Annotated in this window: 21 protein-coding genes, 1 tRNA gene and 2 pseudogenes; 18 read left to right on the forward strand and 6 right to left on the reverse strand. The window is 67.8% G+C overall.

The window, feature by feature from the left end:
- The 4 genes and pseudogenes from KBY93_RS00005 to KBY93_RS00020 form a co-directional block, all read left to right on the forward strand.
- A pseudogene (locus KBY93_RS00005) lies at positions 1–114 on the forward strand (phycocyanin subunit alpha); the annotation flags it as partial.
- 115 nt (positions 115–229) lie between these two features.
- Entirely contained in the window at positions 230–1078 is an 849-nt protein-coding gene (locus tag KBY93_RS00010) for a HEAT repeat domain-containing protein (RefSeq protein WP_255092177.1), read from the forward strand.
- A gap of 25 nt (positions 1079–1103) precedes the next feature.
- Complete coding sequence (locus KBY93_RS00015) at positions 1104–1754, forward strand: HEAT repeat domain-containing protein (RefSeq protein WP_255092178.1); 651 nt, start codon at positions 1104–1106, stop codon at positions 1752–1754.
- Positions 1754–2254, forward strand: a complete 501-nt coding sequence (locus KBY93_RS00020; RefSeq protein WP_255092179.1) for a low molecular weight protein-tyrosine-phosphatase — start codon at positions 1754–1756, stop codon at positions 2252–2254. The genes KBY93_RS00015 and KBY93_RS00020 overlap by 1 nt, the downstream gene beginning before the upstream one ends.
- 42 nt (positions 2255–2296) lie before the next feature.
- Here the strand turns inward: KBY93_RS00020 and KBY93_RS00025 are convergent, their stop codons facing one another.
- Both KBY93_RS00025 and KBY93_RS00030 read right to left on the reverse strand, forming a co-directional pair.
- A complete protein-coding gene (locus tag KBY93_RS00025; RefSeq protein ID WP_255092180.1) occupies positions 2297–3889 on the reverse strand; it encodes a bifunctional pantoate--beta-alanine ligase/(d)CMP kinase in 1593 nt (530 codons plus the stop codon).
- A 76-nt stretch (positions 3890–3965) separates the two neighbouring features.
- A complete protein-coding gene (locus KBY93_RS00030) occupies positions 3966–4523 on the reverse strand; it encodes a septal ring lytic transglycosylase RlpA family protein (RefSeq protein WP_255092181.1) in 558 nt (185 codons plus the stop codon).
- Between the two features lie 391 nt (positions 4524–4914).
- Between KBY93_RS00030 and purM the strand changes: the two genes are divergently transcribed.
- Positions 4915–5949 carry a phosphoribosylformylglycinamidine cyclo-ligase gene (gene purM, locus KBY93_RS00035; protein ID WP_255092182.1) on the forward strand — a complete coding sequence of 345 codons (1035 nt, stop codon included), beginning with the start codon at positions 4915–4917 and terminating at the stop codon, positions 5947–5949.
- Between the two features lie 89 nt (positions 5950–6038).
- Positions 6039–6734 (forward strand): hypothetical protein, encoded by a 696-nt coding sequence (locus tag KBY93_RS00040; RefSeq protein ID WP_255092183.1) that lies wholly within the window; start codon positions 6039–6041, stop codon positions 6732–6734.
- 32 nt (positions 6735–6766) lie between these two features.
- Here the strand turns inward: KBY93_RS00040 and KBY93_RS00045 are convergent.
- A pseudogene (locus KBY93_RS00045) lies at positions 6767–7736 on the reverse strand (aldo/keto reductase).
- Between the two features lie 40 nt (positions 7737–7776).
- Between KBY93_RS00045 and KBY93_RS00050 the strand changes: the two are divergent.
- Positions 7777–7953, forward strand: a complete 177-nt coding sequence (locus KBY93_RS00050; protein WP_255092184.1) for a hypothetical protein — start codon at positions 7777–7779, stop codon at positions 7951–7953.
- Between the two features lie 73 nt (positions 7954–8026).
- Positions 8027–8584: a hypothetical protein gene (locus tag KBY93_RS00055; protein WP_255092185.1), complete on the forward strand. Its 558-nt coding sequence runs from the start codon at positions 8027–8029 to the stop codon at positions 8582–8584.
- A gap of 39 nt (positions 8585–8623) precedes the next feature.
- On the opposite strand, the gene KBY93_RS00060 is transcribed toward KBY93_RS00055, so the two are convergent.
- Positions 8624–8694, reverse strand: a tRNA-Cys gene (locus tag KBY93_RS00060).
- Positions 8695–8751: 57 nt separating this feature from the next.
- Here KBY93_RS00060 and KBY93_RS00065 point away from each other — a divergent pair.
- Complete coding sequence (locus KBY93_RS00065) at positions 8752–9981, forward strand: lipid-A-disaccharide synthase-related protein (RefSeq protein ID WP_255092186.1); 1230 nt, start codon at positions 8752–8754, stop codon at positions 9979–9981.
- Between the two features lie 31 nt (positions 9982–10012).
- Positions 10013–10270 carry a hypothetical protein gene (locus tag KBY93_RS00070; RefSeq protein ID WP_094555073.1) on the forward strand — a complete coding sequence of 86 codons (258 nt, stop codon included), beginning with the start codon at positions 10013–10015 and terminating at the stop codon, positions 10268–10270.
- 12 nt (positions 10271–10282) lie between these two features.
- Here the strand turns inward: KBY93_RS00070 and KBY93_RS00075 are convergent, their stop codons facing one another.
- A complete protein-coding gene (locus tag KBY93_RS00075) occupies positions 10283–10945 on the reverse strand; it encodes a ribonuclease D (RefSeq protein ID WP_255092187.1) in 663 nt (220 codons plus the stop codon).
- 76 nt (positions 10946–11021) lie between these two features.
- Between KBY93_RS00075 and KBY93_RS00080 the strand changes: the two genes are divergently transcribed.
- Both KBY93_RS00080 and KBY93_RS00085 read left to right on the forward strand, forming a co-directional pair.
- A complete protein-coding gene (locus KBY93_RS00080) occupies positions 11022–11582 on the forward strand; it encodes a cofactor assembly of complex C subunit B (RefSeq protein WP_255092188.1) in 561 nt (186 codons plus the stop codon).
- Between the two features lie 83 nt (positions 11583–11665).
- A complete protein-coding gene (locus tag KBY93_RS00085) occupies positions 11666–12430 on the forward strand; it encodes a dehydrogenase (protein ID WP_255092189.1) in 765 nt (254 codons plus the stop codon).
- A gap of 33 nt (positions 12431–12463) precedes the next feature.
- Here the strand turns inward: KBY93_RS00085 and hemF are convergent, their stop codons facing one another.
- The gene (gene hemF, locus KBY93_RS00090) at positions 12464–13549 is read right to left on the reverse strand and encodes an oxygen-dependent coproporphyrinogen oxidase (RefSeq protein ID WP_315856369.1); all 1086 of its coding nucleotides are present in this window, start codon (positions 13547–13549) and stop codon (positions 12464–12466) included.
- Positions 13550–13682: 133 nt separating this feature from the next.
- Between hemF and KBY93_RS00095 the strand changes: the two genes are divergently transcribed.
- The 6 genes from KBY93_RS00095 (at position 13683) to gshA (ending at position 20807) form a co-directional block, all read left to right on the forward strand.
- Positions 13683–14789 (forward strand): Mrp/NBP35 family ATP-binding protein, encoded by a 1107-nt coding sequence (locus KBY93_RS00095; protein ID WP_094555075.1) that lies wholly within the window; start codon positions 13683–13685, stop codon positions 14787–14789.
- A gap of 5 nt (positions 14790–14794) precedes the next feature.
- Entirely contained in the window at positions 14795–16069 is a 1275-nt protein-coding gene (gene rodA / locus KBY93_RS00100) for a rod shape-determining protein RodA (protein WP_255092190.1), read from the forward strand.
- Positions 16063–17454, forward strand: a complete 1392-nt coding sequence (locus KBY93_RS00105) for a HAMP domain-containing sensor histidine kinase (RefSeq protein ID WP_255092191.1) — start codon at positions 16063–16065, stop codon at positions 17452–17454. Before rodA ends, KBY93_RS00105 begins: the two co-directional genes overlap by 7 nt.
- 116 nt (positions 17455–17570) lie before the next feature.
- Positions 17571–18002 carry a photosystem I reaction center subunit II PsaD gene (locus KBY93_RS00110; RefSeq protein WP_197162178.1) on the forward strand — a complete coding sequence of 144 codons (432 nt, stop codon included), beginning with the start codon at positions 17571–17573 and terminating at the stop codon, positions 18000–18002.
- Between the two features lie 130 nt (positions 18003–18132).
- Positions 18133–19656 carry an anthranilate synthase component I family protein gene (locus KBY93_RS00115; protein WP_255092192.1) on the forward strand — a complete coding sequence of 508 codons (1524 nt, stop codon included), beginning with the start codon at positions 18133–18135 and terminating at the stop codon, positions 19654–19656.
- Positions 19653–20807, forward strand: a complete 1155-nt coding sequence (gshA, locus tag KBY93_RS00120) for a glutamate--cysteine ligase (RefSeq protein WP_255092193.1) — start codon at positions 19653–19655, stop codon at positions 20805–20807. The genes KBY93_RS00115 and gshA overlap by 4 nt, the downstream gene beginning before the upstream one ends.
- Positions 20808–20837: the final 30 nt, after the last annotated feature.

The raw sequence follows: 20837 nt of genomic DNA on the forward strand, positions 1-20837 counted from the left end.
CCCTCCTGGTATGTCGAGGCCCTGAGCTACATCAAGGCCAACCACGGCATCTCCGGCGATCCCGGCGTCATCGCCAACAACTACATCGACTACGCCATCAACGCTCTCGTCTGATTTCCGCTAGCGGTTATCAACAGCGTTGCTGACGACTGAGTCGCACGTCTCACACCTCAAGGAGGCCTTCTGGCCTCCTTTTTTTCGTTCTGACTCCCACCATGTCGCCACGGCCATGATCGCCGCCGCCGAGCCCATCGAACCGGCCCCCTCCGCCGGAGCTCCGATCGACGAGGCCGAGGCGCTGCGGCGCCTGCGCCAGAACGAGGACCAATCGGCCCAGTACTACGCAGCCTGGTGGCTGGGGCGCATGCGCAGCCGCAATCCCGAAGCGATCACCCTGCTTTGCCAGGCCCTTGGCCAGCGGCAGCCACGCCAAGCCGAAGCGGGAGTCGAACACAATGCGGTGGCCCGTAACGCGGCGCGGGCCCTGGGCAAGCTGGGCCAAGCCGAGGCCATTCCCCACCTGCTGCAGGCCCTCGACGATCCGGACGATGGGCTGCGCGAAGCCGCAGCCCGCTCCCTGGGAGAGCTGCGTGCCATGGAGGCAGTGCCGGTTCTCTGCACCAGGCTCGCCAGCGGACCCGACGTGGCGGGCGCTCCACAGACGGCCAGCAGCCGTCTGCAGGAACCCTGCGAGGCAATGCTGGAGGCCCTCGGCGAAATCGGCCTGGCCGAACCCCGGCTGCTGGCCGTGATCGAGTCGTTCGTGGCCCACGAGCGCCCTCTCATCCGTAGCGCCGCTTGCCGGGCACTGTTGCAGCTCACCGACGACAGCCACTGGGGCCAGCAGTTGCTGGCTCTGCTGGAACATCCCCAGCTGCAGGTGCGCCGCGCCGCCCTGATGGATCTGGGCGCCGCCGGCTGGCGCCCCGCGCTGGAGCCGATTCGCCGCACTCTCGCGGAAAACAGCCTCAAGCTGATGGCCCTGCGTGGGCTGGTGGAGAATCCGGCAGGCCCTCACGCCACCCGCCTTGACGAGGAAACCACCGCCCTGCTGGCTGTGATGGACGAACTGCTCTGAACGCACCATGCTTTCCCCCAATCCCATGGCAGCCGAGCCCACCGAGCTGATCAGGGCCCTGCGTCAGGCCGACAGCCCCATGGGTCTGCTGCTGGCCACCCGGCAGCTCGCCGAGGCCTGCCACCCCGGCGCAGCCCCGAGCCTGGTGGAGGTGCTGGGCTTCAACAATCCAGGCGCCGCCGTGGCGGCCGTCGACGGCCTGATCGCCCTGGGGGAGCAGGCGGTGGAGCCGTTGCTGGCCAACCTCGATGACCACAACTACGGCGCCAGGGCCTGGGCCGTGCGTGCCCTGGCCGGGATCGGCGATGTGCGTGGCCTGGAGCTGCTGGAGAGCGCTCTGGCCTGCGATATAGGTCCGAGCGTGCGGCGAGCCGCGGCCCGTGGCCTCGGTCAACTCCGTCTCGATGCCCTCCCCCGGAGCGAGCAGACCCGCCTGCGACAGCGGTGCCTCGACGCCCTTCTGGCCGGTGGCGGCGATGGTGAATGGGTGGTCCGCTACGCCGTGGCAGTGGGACTGGAGCAACTGCTGCTCGGCATGGACAGGGCAGAGCCGGGGCATCGCTCCGGTCTCAAGGCCCTGCAGGAGCTGGCCGGCGAGCCCGGGGACGACACTCCGGTGGTGCGACTGCGGGCCGGACTGGCCCTGAGCCGCCTCGCTGGCGGGGCGGGGGGCTGATGGAGCGCTCCCGTCTGTTGTTCGTCTGCCTGGGCAATATCTGCCGCTCCCCCGCTGCAGAAGGGGTATTCCTGCACCACCTGCAGCTGCGGGGTCTTGAACACTCCTTCAGTGTCGATTCGGCCGGCACAGGCAACTGGCATGCCGGTCAGCCGGCCGATGCCCGCATGCGAGCCGCGGCTGCCGGGCGCGGCATCCACCTGCCCAGCCGTGCCCGCCAGATCGTGGTCGCCGATCTTGATCAGTTCGATCACATCCTCACCATGGATGACGACAACCTGGCGGCGGTCCAGGCCATGACCCGGGGCCGGAGATCCAGGGCCCAGGTCAGGCCGATCACCCAGCACTGCCGCTTGCACAGGGTCCGTGAGGTGCCGGATCCCTACTACGGCGGCGCCGATGGCTTCCAGGGGGTGCTGGACCTGCTCGAAGATGCCTGCACGGGCCTGCTCGACGACCTGCTGGCCACCGGCACACCCTCGAAGCCATCGGAACGATGAGCCGACGACAGGCTGGAAGCCCACAGGGGCAGGCGGCGCCACTCAGGCTGCTGCGCCAGTCTCCGGTGCTGGCCAGGCCTCCTCGGGAATGCGCTCCCTGAACAGATCCACCAGGGTCGTGATCACCTCCTCGATGGCCAAGCCATCGGTGATCAGCTCCACCGCATCCTCGGCCTGGAGCAGGGGGGCCACCTCCCGAGTGGAATCCTGACGGTCCCGCTCGGTGATCAGTGCCTCCAGCTCCTCCAGAGACGGCACGGCGAACCCCCGCTGCTCCAGATCCTGGGCCCGCCGACGAGCCCGCTCCGCCACCGTGGCGGTCAGGAACACCTTGAGATCCGCGTCGGGGAAGACGGCCGTGCCGATATCGCGGCCCTCCGCCACCAGCCGGCCACGGGCGCCCAGGGCCCGCTGCTGCTGGGTGAGCGCCTCGCGCACGCAGCCGTGGGCCGCCACCTGGGACACCTGGGCGGTGACATCGGGATGGCGGATCGCCTCGCTCACGTCGTGGCCGTTGACGCGCACCTGTTGATCGCCGCCGGCCTCGAGGTCGAGGCTGAGCTCCAGCCCTTCCAGCAGCGGCTCCACCTCCGCCGCCACAGCTGGATTGGCCCCATGGCGCAGCACCCACCAGGTCACAGCCCTGTACATGGCTCCGGTATCGAGGTAGATGAGGCCGAGGCGACGGGCCAGGTCCCGGGTGACCGTGCTCTTGCCAGCCCCGGCAGGGCCATCGATGGCGACGATCGGAGGACGCTTCATGAGTAGGAGGTGATCGATCAGGCGGCTGGGGCCACAGCGGACGGCGGCCGCCAGCAGCAGCGGACCCTGGGGTAGGGCGGAAGCAACCAGCGGGCGCAGCCGCCTGGCTTCAACCATCTCCACATACTCCACCGCCAGATCGGCCTGTTCCAGCTCGGCCTGAACCAACCGCTCCAGCCGGGCGGGATCACTCTCCCCGCTCTGCCAGGCCCGCCGCCCCAGGGCCAGGGCAGCGGGCAGAGCGGCCGCCTGGCCTCGCTCCGTCTTCGAGAGATAGCGGTTGCGGGAGCTGGCCGCCAGACCATCGCTCTCCCGCCAGGTGGCGCATCCCTGGACCCGCAGTGGCAGGCCCAGATCCGCCACGATCCGCCGCAGAATCACCAGCTGCTGCCAGTCCTTCTCGCCGAGCAGCAGGCGATCGGGTCGCACCAGGGCCAGAAGCCTGACCACCACCGTGGCCACCCCTTCAAAATGGCCTGCTCGGGTGCGTGCACAGAGCCCCTGGAGCAGAGCGGGTGGAGGCAGGACCCGGGTCAGCTCGGCGTCGCCGCCGGGGAACAGCTCCTCGACAGCCGGAGCGAACAGGGCCGTGGCCCCTGCCGCGGCAGCGAGCGTGCCATCAGCAAGGGGATCCCGCGGGTAGCGCTCGAAATCCTCCCCGGGGCCGAACTGGAGCGGATTGACGAAGACGCTCACCAGAACCCGCGGTGGCGGCCCCGAGGAGGAGAGGGAAGCTGAAGCCCGCTCAATCAGGCTGCGGTGGCCCTGATGCAGAGCGCCCATGGTGGGCACGAAGTGAAGGGGCGTGGCGCCCCGCTCAGCGGCGGGCCTACACCAGCGCCGCAACTCATCACAGGTGTGCAGCAACTGCATGGAAGCACCAAACGAAAGCCCACCCGGCAGATTGCCGGATGGGCACTCAAGGAGATGGGGTCAAGGTCCTCAGGCCTTACTGAACCACTTCCAGACGGACCTGAGCGATGCCACTGGACACCAGGCCCAGGTTCTGGGCGGCTCCATGGGCCAGGTCGATGATGCGGTTGCCGTGGAAAGGACCGCGGTCGTTGATGCGCACGATCGCGCTGCGGCCATTCCAGAGGTTGGTGACCTTCACTTTCGTGCCGAAGGGGAGGGTGCGGTGAGCCGCCGTCATGGTGCCTGGGCGGAAGACCTCCCCATTGGCGGTGCGGTTGCCGAAGAAACCAGGGCCGTACCAGCTGGCCTCACCGGTGCCGGCCAGCTTGAAGCGGCGAGGAGTGGGGGCCGGAGCAGTGGGGGTGGAAGGAGCCTCCAAGGCCGGAGTCCCACCGTCCTGCTGGCGAATGGCGACGGGCTGGGAAGGCTGAACTGACTCCGAAGACTCAGGAGCTGGTGCAAGAACGGCCGGTCTGGCCATGGCAATGCGGGAATCAGACTCCGTGCGAGCCGAATTGGCGAGCACAGGAAGGGCAACTCCGCTACCAGAAAGCAGGAGGGCAAGGGCCCCCAGGGGGAATGTGCGACGCATAACAGTCGAAACCCACCACGAGTAGGCAACGGTCTTCGAATTGAAGGGTCGTTACTTGATGAATCGCGCTGACGATTGGAAAAGCTGAAAGCGCGAAATCAGTGGCGGAATCCCTGAAGAAAAATCACGACCCCGGAAACTTACAGGAAGTCCGAGGAAGTGCGATGAGGAGTTTGGGCGCAGGAATTGATCAGAAATAGTCATCGACGCCGAAATCCCTGTCAGCAACAGTGCACAGAAGCAACTGAAGGATCGATATTGATCAGCGAAGCCAATCAGAGCCATCAGCAGGGCTGATCGAATCTTGTGACAATCGGACAGGCGGTCCAGGCCGGGGCGCTGGCATCGGAGGATCAACGGCGATGAGGATCAGCCCAGCAGGAGCAACGCCATGGATTACCGCACGGCCGGAGTGGATGTGGCCGCCGGCAGGGCCTTTGTCGAGCGGATCCGCTCCAGTGTCGAGAGCACCCGCCGGCCAGAGGTGCTTGGTGGTCTGGGGGGATTCGGTGGGCTGTGCCGTCTGCCCGAGGGGTTGCGGCGCCCACTGCTTGTTGCCGGCAGCGACGGGGTGGGGACCAAGCTGGAGCTGGCCCAGGCCTACGGGCGTCACCACGCCGTGGGCATCGATCTGGTGGCGATGTGCGTCAACGACGTGATCACCAGTGGAGCCGAACCCCTTTTCTTCCTGGATTACATCGCCACCGGCAAGCTCGCGCCCGAGGCCATGGCCCTGGTTGTGGAAGGGATCGCCGACGGCTGCCGCCAGAGCGGCTGCGCCCTGCTGGGGGGCGAGACGGCGGAAATGCCGGGCTTCTATGGCCCTGGGCGCTACGACCTGGCCGGCTTCTGCGTGGCCGTGGTGGAGGAGGACGAACTGATCGATGGCCGGCAGGTGCAACCTGGCGACCGGATCCTGGCGGTGGCCAGCAGTGGGGTCCACAGCAATGGTTTCAGCCTGGTGAGGCGGGTTCTCGCGAGTAGCGGCACCACAGAGAGCACTCGACTGGGGGGCGAGGACCGGCCGGTGATCGAGGCGCTGCTGGAGCCCACACGTCTCTACGGCTCCCTGGTGAAGGCCCTGCGCCAGCAAGCGGTTCCCCTCCATGCGATGGCCCATATCACCGGCGGTGGGTTACCAGAAAACCTGCCACGCTGCCTGCCGAGCGGAACCCACGGCCGGATCGAGGCCAGCAGCTGGGAGCGGCCAGCACTGTTCCGCTGGCTGCAGAACGAAGGCGAGGTGCCGGAAGCCGATCTGTGGAACACGTTCAACCTGGGGGTCGGCTTCTGCCTGGTGTTGCCGGAACCTGCCGTCTCCCGGGCACTGGAGGTGTGCACGCTGCTGGGACATCAGGCCTGGCCCCTTGGGGTGGTGGAGGCCGGAGCCCCCGGCGCGGAGTCCCTGGGGGGTTTGCCGTACTGAACGTCCCTTCCCCGCTGCTGGCAGATTGCAGCAGGTTTCGCCGACCTTGATCGCTGGCGGCGCATCCGGTAATTCATACGTCCTTAACCATGCACAGCTCCAGCACTCGCATCACCCGACGGCGCAGCTCAGCGGGTCCCGAGCCGGCGGCACCACCGCGGCGGCTGAGCACTCCTCCCCAGGGACGAAGCGTGAGTCGGCCCACTTATCTCACCCTGCGCGACCACGGCAAGGTGTTCGTGGCCGACCTGCCCCGGCTCTCCGAGGGACAGCTCTCGCGTGTGGCCTCGGAAGCTCAGGAGGTGCTGGAGAGTCTTAACCGGCGCCTGGAAGAGCTGGAACAGCTGCCCAGCCTCCAGCCAGCTGAGCAGGAGACTCAGATCAGGGCCAGTACCAAAAGGGGAGTCACCGAGCGCTTCCTGCATGCCATCGAGGACGAGCAGAGCGAGCGCCGCAACAACCCGGCACTGCGCGCTGCGGCAGGGGAGTCGCTGGCAAGAGCCTTCCTGGAAATCTCCCGCCACCGCCTGCCCGGGGCCACGTTCGATTCCCTGCTGCAAGAGGCTCTCAGCGCCTGCGACGAGCACAAGTCTGAAGGGGACAGCGGAGACACGACTTCCGGATCAAGCTCCGGGACAGGCTCCAGTCCGGGAGTGAAAACCAGGACCACTGCAGCCCTGAGTGGTGCAACGGCAGAGGTGGTGAGGATCCCCAGGCCTGGCGCCCTTCCAGTGGTGCTCTCCCCCGACCCCACCAGCACCTCTGCAGCGACGGAATCCGCCTGATCCTCCATCCCGTCTGAGTCTTCAGTGGCTGTTCAATCACTGAGGAAGGGGTTGGCCGGCATCCGCACAGGCAGGGCCAGGGCCTGCCGATCAAGGGCGAGGCGCTCCTGCTCATCCATCTGCCAGGCCAGTGCCGCCGCAGCCGCTTCAGCTTGCCAGGGGGTCCGCAGGCCGGGGATCGGCATGGCCCCGTGGGCCCGGCACCAGTTAAGGGCCACCTCGGACACCTTGGCGCCGTGTTCAGCCGCGATGTCCCGCATCAGGGCCAGCAGCGGCTCGATCCTCGGCCGAAGCCGCCGGAACAGCAGCCCCCGGGGGCCCCTGAGTGTGCCCTGGCCGGCGCCGGGCCGGTCACACAGCAGACCCAGGGCCAGGGGGCTGTAGGCGATCAGATCCACGCCCAACTCCCGGCAACAGGCCACCAGCTCCCCGCCGGTCACCGCCTCAGGGGCCAGGAGTGACGCCTGAACCTGAAGGCTGACCAGGCGCACCCCCCGCTCGGCCAGCCTCCGCTGCACCTCCCGCAGACGCCGGGGGCCCATGTTCGAGACCCCCAGGCTCCCCACCTCACCAGCAATCACGCCATCCGCCAGCCCCTCCAGCAGTGGCCACTCCTGCCAGGGGGCGTAGCGGGCGGTGCTCCAGTGCAACTGCACCCGATCGAGTCGGCCACCCAGCCGCTGGCGGGAGGCCTGGAGAGCTCGGTCGTAGCCCCGGCGGCCCAGGCGCCAGGGGAAGGGGGCCAGCTTGGTCGCCACACACAGATCGTTGCGGAGCTGGGGGGGGCAGGGCCTGCAGGAACCCACCCAGCAACTGCTCACTGCGACCGGTGAAGCGGCCGGTGCCATAGGAGTCGGCCGTATCGAAGAAGTGAAGACCCAGTGCAACGGCCCGTTTGAACGTGGCCTCCAGGGCGAGGTCATGAAGATCAGGCCGATAGCCCCAGAGGAACTGATTGCCCCAGGCCCAGGTGCCCACGCCGATCAAAACGGACTGCGCCATGGGGTCTCCGGGCTGCGAGCGACCTCGCCATGATCGGAGGATGACGTCTCCATCGACCCAGAGCCCGTGGGCACCGCCTGTGCCACGGTCAGCAGCAGTGGCGCAGCAGGCCCCGGAGCTGGAGCCAAGCGAACCGGTGCTCTGCAACCACTGCGGCCGCACTGCCCGTAATGGCATCCGCTGCCAGGGCTACTGCGTGGCCGATTCGGAGTACTGAGGTCCACTTCCTTACCCCGTGCGCTCCTGGGGCCAGGCGGTTCCACAATGGAATCCCTGAGCGTGGGTTCCCCTTGGCCGTCGGCACCACTCCCAACCCATCCAAAAGCCTCTTCTGTGTGAGGCCAGGCATTCGCCACGCAGGCCTGCTGCTGGCCGGGGCTCTGGTCAGCCTGCTGATCCCCGGACCAGGCCTGCGGGCGGGTGAACAGCAGCCCACCGACTTCGGGCGGGTGCAACGCGCCACCCGCAGCTGCGAGCGCAACCTCGCCGCGGCCAGCCCTGGCCCGTGCTCGGAGTTGCGCTTTGAGCAGAACCAGCAGGGACTGCTGAACATCCGCTTTGTTGGCATAGGCAGCGGCGAGATCGCCACCAACCTCGTCACCTTCGTGGGGGTGGTCAAGCAGGGCGGCGCGGGTCTGAGCTGCCGCGAAGGACGCTGCCGCCTGGAGGGCCCCCTCAGCACCGAGATCACCAGCGTGAGTGAACTGGGCTTCGACCAACGGGGGCTGCCCACCAGCCTGCCAAGCGCCTGGCCCGCCGATGGCACCTGCACGGTTGAGAAGCACGACGTGCGCTGCGAAGCCAGAGCACTCTCAGGCGAGCGTTGGACGGCCACAGCCGAGCTGTGAACGAGCCATCTGGCAGCCCACCGGCAGTAGGGAGATCAGAGGCGGCACCCAGATTCGAACTGGGGGTAAAGGATTTGCAATCCTCTGCCTTACCACTTGGCCATGCCGCCATTTCGGGGGCGGACCCCCTTGCTGCGGATCGTATCAGCCGTCCACGGCAGCCCCTGTTGCTGCTGCTCAGCAATGGCCATGGGGAAGATCTGATCGGTCTGCGCATCCTGCGGGCGCTGCACCAACGGCGGCCGGAATTGCAGCTGTGTGTGCTGCCGCTGGTGGGGGAAGGTGAGACCTTCCGGGAGGCGGAGCAGGACGGCTGGCTGCGGCGGGTGGGCCCCCGCCAGCCGATGCCCAGCGGGGGCTTCAGCAACCAGAGCCTTTCGGCGCTTTTGCGCGACCTGGGGGCAGGGCTACCTGGCCTCAGCTGGCGCCAGTGGCAACTCGTGCGTCGCTGGGGTGACAGCGGCGAGCCGATCCTGGCGGTAGGGGATCTGCTGCCCCTGCTGCTGGCCTGGGCCAGCGGCGCGCCCTACGGCTTCCTGGGCACACCCAAAAGCGATTACACCTGGAGGAGCGGACCCGGCCGCAACCCCTTCGCCGACCGCTACCACCGCTGCAAAGGCAGCGAATGGGATCCGTGGGAGTGGGCCCTGATGGCGGATCACCGCGCCCGGCTGGTGGCGGTGCGCGATGGCCTGACAGCCCGGGGACTGAGGCGCAGGGGGGTGGCGGCGCTGGCACCGGGTAACCCGATGATGGATCAGCTTGTTGGGTTGCCCCTGCCCGAGCCACTGAGACAGCGGAGACGAATCGTGCTGCTCTGCGGTAGCCGTCTGCCGGAAGCCCTTGCCAACGCCAGGCAGCTGCTGGCAAGCCTGGCCTGCCTACCTGCACGAGAGCCGCAGGTGGTGCTCTGCCCCACCGGCTCCCGCCCCAGCCGCCAGGATCTGGAGCCGATCCTGGCTGCCCATGGCTACCGCGAGGTTGCCCTGCCGCAGGGTTGCGGCGGCGCGGCGGCCTGGCAACTCCAGCAGCGGCTTCTGCTGCTGGGGCCGGGCTGCTTTGAGCGCTGGGCCCGCTGGGGGGAGGTGGGCCTGGCCACCGCCGGCACCGCCACCGAACAACTGGTGGGGCTTGGGGTGCCCGTGCTCTCGCTGCCAGGGCCGGGACCGCAGTTCAAGCTCGGTTTCGCGCGACGACAAAGCCGACTCCTGGGGGGGGCGGTGCGGCCCTGCGGATCAGCGCAGGAGCTGGCCGTCGAACTGGAGCGGCTGCTTGGGGATGCCCAGCTGCGCCAGCACCTCGGCGCCATCGGCAGGCGGCGAATGGGGGACGCGGGAGGCAGCGAGCGGCTGGCAGCCCTGGTGGACCGACAGCTGCTGGCCCAGCCCCAGGGATGATGGGGTCTCACCTCACCCAGGCGCGCCCCCGATGCCAGCACCGATCGACCGGGCCTACGCCACCGTCACCGGTCAGCTGGCCACCCTCCTGGGAGTGAGCATTGCAGCGGCCCGGCGCCGGGTCGACCAGCAGGCTGCCCGGGAAGGAACCCGCTCGCCAGACGAGCGCATCACCATCGCCGAGCGCATGATCCAGGAGGCCCAGGGAGGGGCCAGGGCCCAGGGTCAGCTGCTGGATGCGCTTCTGGTCGCCGAGGACGACGAAAGCGGCTTCATGGTTGAGGACTGAACTCCTTGTCCTTCAACGTGACGGGGAGGCATGCTCGAACACCGAGCCGAAGCGGCTGCGGTCGAGCTCGGCGAAAACCGGCAGGCAGGCGAAGCAACGGCGGGCCAGATCGAGGCGCTCCTCCCGTACAAGGATGGTGGCCAAGGCATGGCGAGCGGCCAGCAGATAGCGCACGTCGTTGGCCGCATACACCAGCTGGGCTTCGCCGAGGTCCTCGACCCGGCCCCAGTCGCTGCTTTGCGACTGCTTGTCGAGTTCCACCCCCACCAACTCCTGCACCACCTCCTTGAGCCCGTGGCGGGAGCTGTAGGTGCGGGCCAGACGGCTGGCCACCTTGGTGCAGAACACCGGCGCCACGGTGATGCCGAGGCCTTCCCCCAGGGCTGCCAGATCGAAGCGGGCGAAGTGAAACACCTTCTCGATCGCCTGACTCTCCATCAGCTCGCGCAGACGCGGCGCCTGCTGCTGGCCCCGGGCGATGCGGATGCAGCAGACGTTGTCGAGGTGGTCAGCGATCTGCACCAGGCAGAGGCGATCGCGTCCATGGACCAGCCCCATCGCCTCGGTGTCGACCGCAAGGGCCGGAGCCTGGGCCAGCAGGCTGAGCCATTCAGCGTCGAGATCCCCCTCGAAGACCGCAAAGCGATGGGGGGTTGAGGAAAGGGCAGAGGGCATGAGCGCGGGAGCAACCAACGCCATCGTGCCGAAAGGGGGAGAATGAATCGCTTCCGCCCTGGATCGCCCGCGTGCCATGCCCCTGTCCCCCGCCCTGGGCTCCACCCTGCTGCTCACTCTGCTGCTGGCCATCGGCCTGGTTTTCTTCCTGAGGGCCGCCAGCAAGGACCGCACCACGGTGGTCGACGTGCAGTCGCCGCGGCCGGCCCTGGAGGTGCTCGACGGCCTCAGCCAATGGCTGAAGCAGCGGGGTTGGCAGGCGGAAGCAGGGGACCCCGAGCGGCGGGTACTGCGCTTCCGGGGCCAGGTGGGAGCCAGTGGCACCCTGGCACTGCTGCTCTCCCTGCTGGGAACGGTCGGGGCGGCCTGCCTGGGCCTGGTACTGCGCCAGCTGCTGCCGGTGCTGGGCTGGTGGCCCCTGCTGCTGGCCCTGCTCGGCCCGCTGGCGGGCCTGATCTACCGGCGGAGAGCCGCCCGTCAGGAACTGGTGGAACTGCGCCTGATCAGCGACGATGACGCTCCCCTCAGCCAGCTGCGGCTGCGGGCACACCGAGACGAGCTGATCGCCCTGGAACTTGAACTGGGGCCCCTGCTGCAACTGGCCAGTGACGGCACCCTGCTGAGTTCCCCCATCTGAACAACCCCAGAACGATGCGTCAGCTTCACCCGGCCCATACCTCACGCCGCCGCTGGGCACGTCCAAGCCCCCCCAGATGGGCCTTGCTCGCCCTGGCCCTGGTGCTGGTGCTGGGCAGCGCCGCCAAAGCCCCGGCCATGTTCTCCATCGATCCGCTCACCGGCCCGCGCGCACCGCTGAACAAGGACTGGATCGGCCGTCGGTCGCTGGCGGCCGGAACCCCGATTTTGGTGATGGCCGGTCACGCTGATTCCCAGGGCATGGCCGGCGCCGGCACCAGCGGTGAAGCGGTGGATCGCTTCGGAGCCCAGCCGATGGTGCCCGGCATCCGGGATGAGCTCTACTGGAACTGGCTCACCGCCGAGCGGGTGGTGTCGCTGGGACGCAAGCGCGGCCTGCCGATCAGCCTCTACATACCTCCGGAGCGCAGCATCGCCGATGGAGAAGATCCCCGCACCAACTGGAGCGTGGGCAAGGAGCACGTTCGCCGGGGGGGCTACGCCATGGAGATTCACTATGACGCCTATGGACCCGACGGCTTTGGCTCTGGACTGATCCCACCGCTGCACCAGCTCCCCAGCCTGCTCGATGAAAGCCTGGCTGCCGCCTTCGGGGCCTTTCCCTTTCAGTTCCGGGGCGGACTGGGCGCGCCGCGCCGGGGTATCGCCATCCTTGAGATCGGCAAGTTGGAAAGTCCGCTTGAGACGGCACTGAGGGATCCCAGCAGCCGGGATGCAGCGCTCAACGCCATCGCCGAGCGGGTTGTGCTGGCCCTGGAGCAAGGTCTCAGCCCCCGCTCCAGAAGCCTGCCGACCACCTCCTGGGCCAATCCGGCAACCCGCCCCTGAGCAACGAAGGGTCCGAGAAGGAGGGGGCGTGGTTCAGTCGTAAGCACCCCTGGCCCGGCAGAGCTCCTCCAGCGCAGCATCACCGAACCAGTCCTGGGGCTTGGTGAACACCTCCGTGACCAGGGCTTCACGACTGCCAGGCTCAGGGCCGTAGCCGTATTCCCAGCGCACCAGCGGTGGCAGCGACATCAGGATGGATTCGGTGCGTCCGTTGGTCTGCAGGCCGAAAATCGTGCCGCGGTCAAACACCAGGTTGAACTCCACGTAGCGGCCACGGCGGTAAAGCTGGAATTGGCGTTCCCGCTCCCCGTAGGCGGTGCCATGGCGCTTCTCCACGATCGGCACGTAGCTGGGCAGGAAGGCGTTACCGCAGGCGCTCGCCAGCTGGAACAGCTGCTCCCAGCTGCGGGGCACCGCTCCTGTGGCAGCCGCCACGGCCGCGGCCGGGCCGCTGGGGTCCTGACCCTTGTACAGCACTCCGGAGGGATCCTGGTAGTCGTAGAAGATGCCTCCCACCCCCCGGGTTTCGCCGCGATGCTTCAGGAAGAAGTATTCATCGCACCAGGGCTTGAACACCGGATACAGCGTGGGATCGACGCTGTCACAGCCTGCCTTGAGGATGCGGTGGAAGTGACGGGCATCCGCCAGGAAGGGGTAGTAGGGGGTGAGGTCGGCCCCACCGCCGAACCACCAAACCGGACCCGCCTCGAAGTAGCGGTAGTTGAGGTGAACCGTGGGCACATAGGGATTGCGGGGGTGGAGCACCATCGATGTGCCGGTGGCGAACCAGCGCTGGCCGGCGGCCTCAGGCCGCTGACTGAGGATTGAAGGGGGCAGCTGATCCCCCTCGACCTCGGAAAAATTCACCCCGCCCTGCTCGAAGATCCGGCCGGCCTTCATCACCCGCGAGCGGCCGCCGCCGCCCTCCGGCCGCTCCCAGCTCTCCTCCTGGAACACCCCTTCGCCATCGAGGGCCTGCAGACCGGCACAGATGCTGTCCTGGAGGCCCATCAGCAGGGCGCGAGCACGGGCACGGGAGTCGGCAGGCGGACGCTCAAGGGGTTGAGGCCCTCCCTGGGCCTTCTCCCCATCGGCCACGCCCGTCTGTCCCTGCTCCACCACTGACGATCGCGCCCCGCCGGACGTCCGAAACCCCTCCACCATTCCAGCCCGTCGAGCCGCCGCACAACCCTTCGAGAGCCTCTGTCATGGGGGCGGCCCCTAGGATCGATCCCAATGACGGCTCCTCTGGATGGCCACCGCTGAACAGGCTCTCGCCGCCCTTGAGCCCCTCTGTGACGCGGGCACCGGCCGCAGTCTGCTCGAAATGGGCTGGATTCAGCAGGTGCGTCCCCAGGGCAGCCGCGTGGTCTTCAGCCTGGCCTTGCCGGGTTACGCCACCAGCCAGCGGGAGCGAATCGCCGCCGAAGCCCGCGCGGCGCTGATGGCCCTTGAAAGCATCGATGATGTACAGATCGAGCTGGCTCAGCCCAGCGGTGGAGGGCGGCCCGAGGGATCACCGATCGGCGGCGCGGGCCACGGCCCCGGAGGCGGCGGCAACCTGCCCGAGCGCCAGGGCATCCCAGGCGTGGGCCGAATCATCGCCGTCAGCAGCGGCAAGGGCGGCGTGGGCAAGAGCACCGTGGCGGTGAACCTGGCCTGTGCCCTGGCCCAGAGCGGACTGAGGGTCGGCTTGCTGGATGCCGACATCTACGGCCCGAACGCCCCGACCATGCTGGGTGTGGCCGACCGCACCCCGGAGGTGCGCGGCAATGGCAACGAGCAGGTGCTGGTGCCGATCGAGACCTGCGGCATCGGCATGGTTTCGATGGGGCTGCTCATCCAGGAGAACCAACCGGTGGTGTGGCGGGGACCGATGCTCAATGGCATCATCCGCCAGTTCCTGTACCAGGCCGACTGGGGTGAACGCGACGTGCTGGTGGTGGACCTGCCGCCCGGCACAGGCGATGCCCAGCTCACCCTGGCCCAGGCGGTGCCGATGGCCGGCGTGGTGATCGTGACCACACCCCAGCGGGTCTCGCTGCAGGACGCCCGCCGCGGCCTGGCGATGTTCCTGCAGATGGGGGTCCCCGTGCTCGGCGTGGTCGAAAATATGAGCGTCTTCATCCCCCCCGACCGGCCCGAAGCCAGTTACGCCATCTTCGGCAGTGGCGGCGGGGCCACCCTGGCCGCCGAAGCTGACGTGCCCCTGCTGGCGGAGCTGCCTCTGGAGATGGCGGTGGTGGATGGGGGAGACAGGGGTCAGCCGGTGGTGATCGCCAGACCCGAGTCGGCCACAGCCCGCGCCTTCCAGGCCCTGGCTCAGCGGATCGCCAGCCTCAGTCTGGCCGCCGCCTGATCAAGATGGCCTTGCTGGGCACCCGGCGCAGCATGTTCTCGGCGGCGCGGCCAGCCCGTCGGCGGCCCCTTGAGGGAGTGGATCTGGTGCTGTGGGGCATTCCCCTGGCCATGGTCGCTGTGGCCGGCATCCTAATCGCCAGCACCCAGCGCCAGGCCCCCTATGCGGTCTGGTACCAGCACTGGATCATTGCGGCTGTGGGAATGGGCATCGCCCTGGTCTTGGCCCGGATTCCCCTGGAGCGCTACCAGCCGTTCCGCTGGCTGATCTACGGGGCCATGGTGGCCAGCCTTGTGGCTGTGCGCGTGGTGGGGGTCAGTGCCCTCGGAGCCCAGAGCTGGATCAACATCGCCGGCTTCCACGTGCAGCCTTCGGAGTTCGCCAAGGTGGCGGCGATCCTGCTGCTGGCCGGTGTGCTCGCGCGGCATCCGGTGGAGCGACCGGTGGACCTGATCAGGCCCTTGGCCATGATCAGCTTGCCCTGGCTGCTGGTGTTCGTGCAGCCCGATCTGGGCACCTCTCTGGTGTTCGGTGCAGTGCTGCTGGTGATGATGTTCTGGTCGGGGATGCCAGGCGCCTGGCTGCTGCTGCTGCTCTCGCCGCTGTTCACCGCGATTCTGGCGGGCACCATTCCCTGGGCCCTGGTGGCCTGGGTTCCGGCCATGGGGGTGCTCGCCTGGCGCTCCCTGCCCTGGAAGGCCCTGGCCGCTGCCCTCAGCCTGACGATTCAGGGGGTGATCGCCCTCGGCACCCCCTGGCTCTGGGCCCATGGTCTGAAAGAGCACCAGCGGGCCAGGCTCACCATGTTTCTCGATCCTTCCCAGGATCCGCTCGGCGGGGGTTATCACCTGCTGCAGAGCACGGTGGGGATCGGTTCAGGAGGGCTCTGGGGCACCGGGCTGATGCAGGGCCACCTCACCCTGTTGCGCTTCATCCCAGAGCAGCACACCGATTTCATCTTCAGCGCCCTGGGGGAGGAAACCGGCTTCATCGGCTCCACCCTTGTCGTGGTGGGCTTCGTCCTGCTGATGTGGCGTCTGCTCCAGATCGCCGGGCGGGCCCGCAGCGATTACGAATCCCTGGTGGTGGTGGGGATCGGCGTGATGCTGATGTTTCAGGTGGTGGTGAACATCAACATGACCATCGGGCTGGGCCCGATCACCGGCATTCCCCTGCCCTGGCTGAGCTACGGCCGTTCGGCGATGCTCGTGAATTTCATCGCGCTGGGGCTTTGCGCCTCGGTGTCTCGCCACGGCCGCCCGCCCCAGCGGCGATGGTGAGCCTGGCCGACCTGCGGGCAAGGCTGGCCCAGGGCGTCCCAGCGGGCCGCTGCGACGAAGACTCCGTGAGACGGCAGTGGTGGGGGGCCCTGGCCACCCTTCAGGATGATTTCCTGCCGCCACTGCAACCGCTGCGGGGGATCTGGCTGGCCTCGCCGCTGCCGGCGCTTTACGAGCCAGAGCTGTTGAAACCATTGCAAGGCTGGGTCTGGGCACCGCCGCAGATCACCGGCGACCTCAGCCCCTCAGGTCCCCTGCTGCCAGGAGTGGGCTCAGCCGGGACCAGCGATGCCCCTGGAGCGGCCAGCCCCTACGAACGTCTGGCCCTTGAGTCCGAAGACGGCACCGACCCCCTGCTGGTCCTGATCACGCCCAAGCTGCAGCTGGCCATGGCCCTGGAGGGCAGTCCACAGCAGCGGCAGCTGGTGCTGCGCTTCGATCCCACCACCCTCTCGGAAACTCTGGCTCTGGTCGACGAGCGACTGCGGACCACGGCCCCCCAGGCCGCCCTGCGCTTGCGCCAGGCCTTGCATGCGCTCGGTCCGCTGCGCAGCGAGGAGAACATGGCACTGCGATTCTGGCCGAGGCTGGCGGAACGGCTTGCGGCGATGGCGCCGAGCCTGACCCTGCAGCCACTGGTCCACGGCCGTGAGGACGACCGGGCGGAGAGCAGCGGTGAACTGGCTCTGCTCGAGGCCCTCACCCACGAGGTGCGCACTCCCCTGGCCACGATCCGCACCCTGATCCGCTCGTTGCTGCGGCGCGTTGACCTCCCAGCGGTGGTGCGTCAGCGGCTGGAGCAGATTGATGGGGAGTGCAGCGAACAGATCGACCGTTTCGGTCTGATCTTCCATGCGGCCGAACTGCAGCGCCAGCCGCGGCCCCGCCAGACCCTGGCCCGCACCGACCTGGCCAAGCTGCTGCAGGGCTTTGAGGAGCTCTGGCAACGGCAGCTGGGACGCCGGGGTCTGAAGCTGCAGCTGGAGATCAGCGCTCAGCTGCCGCCGGTGCTGAGCGACCCGAACAGGCTGGAGACGATGCTGGGTGGCCTGGTGGATCGCTTCATCCGCAGCCTGCCATCGGGCAGCACGGTGCTGATCCGGCTGCTGCCGGCAGGTTCACGCCTGAAGCTGCAACTGCGCTGCGCCGAGCCGCCCGGAGGAGACGCAGCGCTTCCCAGCACCCCTGAGGAAGACGCTGCCGCCGATGTGGGCCCCGTGCTGCGCTGGAATCCGCTCACGGGCAGCCTGCAGTTGAGCCGTCAGGCCACCCAGCGCCTGTTCCACAGTCTGGGGGGACGTTTCACGGAACGGGCCGGCCAAGGGCTGACCGTATTCTTTCCCGTGGCAGGCCACGCCAGCGACGCCGACGCGGACGTTTGTTGACGGGTGTGAAGAGAGCTGCTCCCCTGGGAAGACGCCCCAGATTGCAGTGCTAGCTTCCAGCCGACATGGTCCGCCGACTCACTGATGGGTCCGCCGACTCACCATCCCCAACAGCCATGACAGCAACGGCGCTGAGCGGTCAACTTCCCAAGTCCATCGGCAGCACGGGCGGTCTGCTCAACTCCGCCGAAACCGAGGAAAAGTACGCCATCACCTGGACCAGTGGCAAGGATCAGGTGTTCGAGCTTCCCACCGGTGGAGCTGCAGAGATGAACGAAGGCGAGAACATCATGTACTTCTCCCGCAAGGAGCAGTGCCTGGCCCTCGGCACACAGCTGCGCACCAAGTTCAAACCTCGGATCGAGGATTACAAGATCTATCGCATCTTCCCCGGTGGCGACACTGAATACCTGCACCCGAAAGATGGTGTTTTCCCCGAGAAAGTGAACGAAGGACGTCCGATTGTGGGCCATAACCCCCGCAGCATCGGCCAGAACCCCGATCCTTCAACCCTCAAGTTCTCTGGACGCAACACCTTCGATTCCTGAGTTCAGCTTCTGGGTTCCACCCGGAGCAAGGCTGGAGTCTTCTGCGGGAATCGGCTCCAGGGCGTGATTCCTCCAACCTTTAGAAAGGCGGGGCAGGGTGCCCCGTTTTTTTTGCCTGCCGGTTGCCGTGATGCCCTTTCCCGATCGCGACGCCTTCCTCGCCCAGGCGGAGGAGGGCAGCACCTTCATCCCGCTCTGGAAGCGCTGGCCCGCTGATCTGGAGACCCCGCTCACCACCTGGCTGAAGGTGGGGGCCGCCAGCAGCCATGGCGTGCTGCTGGAGTCGGTGGAGGGGGGCGAGCGGCTGGGACGCTGGAGCTTCGTGGTGGCCGATCCTGCCTGGACCCTCACGGTGCGCGGGGAGGACGGCGTGCAGTGCTGGCGTGATGGCCGTCGAGCCCAGTTGCAGGGCAACCCCTTCGAGCTACTGGCCAGATGCCTGGCCTCACTTCAGCCCAGCACCATTCCAGACCTGCCGCCTCTGGGGCAACTCTTCGGCTTCTGGGGCTACGAACTGATCCGCTGGATCGAGCCGAGCGTGCCCATCCACCCAAGCGACCCCGGGGGGCCGCCCGACGGTTGCTGGATGTTGGCTGACAGCCTGCTGGTGTTCGATCAGGTGAAGCGGCAGATCACGGCTGTGGCCTATGCCGACCTCAGCGGCGGTGGAGATCCCCTCAGCGCCTACGCCGAGGCCACAGCCCGGATCCAGTCGTTGGAGGAGCGCATGCACGGCCCGCTGCCGGTTGGGGTCACCCCCCTGCGCTGGGACCCTGAACCCAGCATGGAGCTGGAGACCCGCAGCAACCGCAGCCAGGCTGATTTCGAAGCGGCGGTCGTGGCGGCCCGGGAGCACATCGCCGCCGGTGACGTCTTCCAGCTGGTGCTCAGCCAGCGGCTGGAGACCCGCATCCAACGGGATCCCTTTGAGCTGTACCGCAGCCTGCGGATGGTGAATCCATCGCCATACATGGCCTTCTTCAACTTCGGCGGCTGGTATCTGATCGGCTCCAGTCCGGAGGTGATGGTGAAGGCCGAGCCCGTGGCCGGTGGCATACGGGCCTCCCTGCGCCCGATCGCCGGCACCCGCCCCCGTGGGACTGATGAAGCCCACGACCTGGCCCTGGAGCAGGAGCTGCTGGCCGATCCCAAGGAACGCGCCGAACACGTGATGCTGGTGGATCTGGGCCGCAACGACCTGGGCCGGGTCTGCCAGCCGGGCACGGTCGAAGTGACCGAGCTGATGGTGGTCGAGCGCTACTCCCACGTGATGCACATCGTCAGTCAGGTGGAGGGCCTGCTTGATGACTCACACGACGTCTGGGATCTGCTCAAGGCCTCCTTCCCGGCCGGCACGGTCAGCGGCGCCCCCAAGATCCGGGCGATGCAGCTGATCCACGACTACGAGCCCGATGCCCGTGGCCCCTATTCCGGTGTGTATGGGGCTGTGGATCTGGCCGGCGCCCTCAACACCGCCATCACGATCCGCACCATGGTGGTGCTCCCCGATGGCGAGGGGGGCTGGCGGGTGCAGGTGCAGGCCGGCGCGGGCCTGGTGGCTGACTCCCAGCCAGCCGCCGAATACCAGGAAACTCTCAACAAAGCCCGCGGTCTGCTCAAGGCCCTGGCCTGCCTGCAAGGGAGCGACAAATGACCGATCGCCTCCTGCTCAAAGGCTTCGAGGTGGAGCTGTTCACCGGCCGGGCCGATGGCACCGTGGTGGGGGTGGCGGAGCAGGCAGCGTCCCAGCTCCAGGATTTCGTCACCGAACCAGACCATCGCAATCTGGAGTACATCACCCCACCTGATTCCGACTACTCCCGCCAGCTGGAGATGCTGCTGGAGCCGAGACGGCGCCTTCGCCGCTGGCTGGGAGAACGGAGCCTGACCCTGCTCCCGGGCAGCACCCTGAGTCTGGGGGACAGTCGCCGCTTCGAGCGCTCCGACCCCTCGAATCCCTACCACGGCTACATCGAGGCCACCTACGGCACCAGGGTCGTGACCGCCAGCGTGCACATCAACCTCGGGGTCACTGAGATGGGGGCCCTGTTCGCCGGCTGCCGGCTGTTGCGCTGCGAGGGCGCCCTTCTGCTGGCCCTGAGCGCCAGTTCTCCGTTCCTCGATGGGGTCGCCACGGGCGCCCACTCCCAGCGCTGGCTGCAGTTCCCGCTCACCCCTCCCAGAGTGCCGTTGTTTCTCGATCATCAGCACTACATCCAATGGATGGAGACCCAGCTGGCGACGGGAGCCATGCGCAACGTGCGCCATCTCTGGACATCCGTGCGGCCCAACGGGGAGAACCGGCCCCACGACCTCAACCGGCTTGAAATCAGGATCTGCGACCTGATCAGCCATCCACGCCAGCTTCTGGCCGTGACGGTGTTCGCGGAATTGCGCCTGCTGCAGCTCCTGGAAGACCCGCAGAGTCATGATCCCCTGCGGGCCAGCCGGCTGGGGCAGGATCAGCTTGCCGAGCTGGCCGACCGCAACGACCGCTCCGCCGCCCGCCAGAGCCTGCGGGCCATGCTCAGCGACTGGCGTACGGGGGAGGAGATCGAGGCCGGTGCCTGGATTCAGCGGGAGCTGGAGCAGGTGGCACCTCTCGCCGCCAGGCTCGGCCTGACCCCCTGGCTGGAGCCGATCCACGCCATCCTGAGCCACGGAAATGAAGCGATGCGCTGGTTGGAGCTGCACGCCGCCGGAGTGCCGCTGCGCGAGATCCTCGCCGAAGGAGCCACGGCCATGCAGCTGGCTGAAGTGGAACCAGCACCACGCAACACAGCGGCTTCTCACCCTTTGGGATGATCATGGAGCCTTCCTCGCCTGCGCCGGCCC

This window comes from Synechococcus sp. J7-Johnson, from assembly GCF_024345795.1.
In the GTDB taxonomy this organism is placed as follows: domain Bacteria; phylum Cyanobacteriota; class Cyanobacteriia; order PCC-6307; family Cyanobiaceae; genus Regnicoccus_A.